Annotated in this window: 5 protein-coding genes; 1 reads left to right on the top strand and 4 read right to left on the bottom strand. The window is 35.2% G+C overall.

Annotated elements, in window-relative coordinates; translation table 11 throughout:
* Positions 1–379: 379 nt before the first annotated feature.
* From AC075L_RS16140 to AC075L_RS16130, 3 genes are all read right to left on the bottom strand, one after another.
* Complete coding sequence (locus AC075L_RS16140) at positions 380–718, bottom strand: type II toxin-antitoxin system RelE/ParE family toxin (RefSeq protein WP_118409643.1); 339 nt, start codon at positions 716–718, stop codon at positions 380–382.
* Positions 705–878, bottom strand: coding sequence for a hypothetical protein (locus tag AC075L_RS16135; protein WP_005426514.1), 174 nt, complete (start codon positions 876–878; stop codon positions 705–707). Before AC075L_RS16135 ends, AC075L_RS16140 begins: the two co-directional genes overlap by 14 nt.
* Before the next feature lie 94 nt (positions 879–972).
* A complete protein-coding gene (locus tag AC075L_RS16130) occupies positions 973–1,236 on the bottom strand; it encodes a helix-turn-helix domain-containing protein (protein ID WP_015541275.1) in 264 nt (87 codons plus the stop codon).
* A gap of 171 nt (positions 1,237–1,407) precedes the next feature.
* On the opposite strand from AC075L_RS16130, the gene AC075L_RS16125 reads away from it, so the two are divergent.
* Complete coding sequence (locus AC075L_RS16125) at positions 1,408–1,743, top strand: hypothetical protein (RefSeq protein WP_243099551.1); 336 nt, start codon at positions 1,408–1,410, stop codon at positions 1,741–1,743.
* 243 nt (positions 1,744–1,986) lie between these two features.
* Here AC075L_RS16125 and AC075L_RS16120 read toward each other — a convergent pair whose 3' ends face one another.
* Complete coding sequence (locus AC075L_RS16120) at positions 1,987–2,106, bottom strand: helix-turn-helix domain-containing protein (RefSeq protein WP_476387905.1); 120 nt, start codon at positions 2,104–2,106, stop codon at positions 1,987–1,989.
* Positions 2,107–2,537 lie beyond the last annotated feature (431 nt).

Below are 2,537 nucleotides of genomic sequence, written 5' to 3'. Positions count from 1 at the left end.
GAGTAGTCTACTTCATATACAAATCCATATAAGATCATTTTCCGTAGAAAGGCAGATTTGCTTTTCATCCTGGAAAGACGATATTTTTCTTCTAAAATGTATTGTTCGTCATCATTCAAATAAAATTGTACGGGATGAATTCTGGTACGTTTGCTCATTGAAATCCTCCAATTCGTTTTTTTCTATAAAAAAGAGTACAAAAAAACTGTCTAACCAGTTCGGCTATGACAGTTATATTACTTGGCTGTATGATGTTTTGGATAGATGTGTCTACAGTTTATTTTAACAGGAGTAGGCGGAAGCGTCAAATTAAGAAATTATAAAATATAAGAGGGCCAGGGATACCTTTCAGAAAAATCTCTGATCGGCTTCCGGCTATTTATTCCGGATATGTATAAGTTGATCTTTGCAACAGGATATTTTCCCAATCTCGTTCATGGCGCAACACTCGGAGAATATGAATCTCTTTTGTCTCTTCCATTATAATATAAAAAATAATAGATGGCGGAAAAGATCTTTTATGTATGGAATATCCTCTGTACAGAATTTGAGTTCGGGGAAAGGCAGTACTGAACTGGCCTAAATTCTGCATTTGTTCTTTCAGATCAGATTGAAAACGGTCAGCACGTTGCTGGCCGAATTCTTCTTCAATATAATCTGCAATGTCTGTGACATCGTAAATTGCTTCCCAGATTAAAATAATTTTATATTCTTGCATTTCTTCGTGCATCCCTTAATTCTGTGATTTTGCGAAAAGCATCTTCCAGTGGCAATTCACGACCAGCTTCCATATCATCAATTCCCCGGTCTAACATGCGGAGAAGATGATTGTTTTCCTGGTTTTTATCGGTTGTAGGGACTTTTTTTGTTAATTCCATGAAATCACTCCAATCATACGGTTTATAAATAGTGTATGTTGTTCAGAAGTATCTATCCATAGTTTAGCATAGAATGGGCAGCAATACAATTGAATTATTTTGCAGGAGCGTCCGTCAGACCAAGAAGATATTCGCAGGAAACATTAAATACTTCGGCCAGTGCGACAACTTCGTAGTCGGGAACGAAACGTGTGCCTTGTTCAATTCGCAGGATTGCCAGATCATTAAAATCATATCCTGCAAGTTGTAATTTGGCAGCGAGTGTTTTCTGAGTAAGATTATGAGCCTTTCGTAATTCTTTTACCCGTTGTCCTATTCTGTTTTTACTGTTCGTTTTTTTATCCCAATAAATAATCATTCTGATCCTCAAAAATTTCTAAAGATGAAGTATTATTATTGATTTTAAGGAAAAATATTGTTACTATACTTCTAAAGATGAAGTTTTTGGAAAGTTTATTTGATTTTTGAAATAAGAAAATGATAATGCTGCCTGTAATGAGAAATAATTCTAATGAGAGGTGGAAAGAAGATGAATGAATTTTATGAAGCAGTATCGAATTTATTTGAGGAATTGCGCTGTGACTCCGGAGAAAGAGAATATACAGTACAGCCGGAAGAATGGAAAGAAGCAGAGAAGAATTTGAAACAAATACAAAAGAAGCTGCCACTACATCTGGAAAAAATCCCAGAGCGTGAGCAGAATTTCTGGAATAAATATCTGGATCAGTTAGAACATTTCCATTATGAAGAGGAGCAGCGGGCTTATTACCAGGGAATGATGGATGTAGTTGAGTTTCTTATTAATATAGGGGCAATAAAGAAATCCACGAATATTAAGAGAATGATAGAAAAATATGCACGTTAAGAGTGGCGGTATGGGAAACCATACCGCTTCTTCAGAATAATTCAGATAGAATTCAAATGAATTTCAGGGATCTTGTTTATCGTGGTCTGTAGGAATTTTGTATGTGCGCAGGTATGCTTCTACGATGGCAAGGATAGCGGTAATTTGCTCATCGTTGCATTTTGACAGGTACATGAGCAGGCGTTGATAATCAAAGATTATCTGTATGATTGTTTGGATAAAACAATGGTTCAGGAGGAACATTTAAAGCGCGTACCAGTTTTCTGAATTTAATGGAAACTGGGAACCTCGGCCCCCATTTTCAATTTCCTTTAAATATCGGCTGGACATTTCTGCTTTTTCAGCTAATTCTTCATAAGTCAATTTTTGCTCGTGTCGGGCGTTCTCTAAAAAACAATCCCAGTTCTTTATCTGTTTGTTTTGGCATATGATACACCTCCATGTTTAGTGCATAGTTCCCCTTCTTGAAAGAAAATGAACTAATATTTCACTAAAAAAGAGGGTGATATTTCACTTTTTAAAAGACATATAAAATTCTGAATTTCCGTAAAACAGATCCGGAGGTATAGGAAAGATTAAGAATTTTATTGTCTGGTATCATATCTGTCATTACGTGACGGATGAAATAGATAAATAGTTCAAAAAAGCAAATAAATTTCTTTACCTCAAAAAGTGAATTATATGCCACAAAAAATGATGGCAAAATATTATCTTTTGATATAAATAGCGTCCGATGGGCTAAAAACTACCCATTTCATTAGACCATCCGTTTTTATTTGAAAATAGATTTAGGA

The sequence above is a fragment of the Blautia sp. ZXY-1-B12 genome (assembly GCF_056339915.1).
This window is presented reverse-complemented; position numbering and strand designations above follow the sequence as displayed.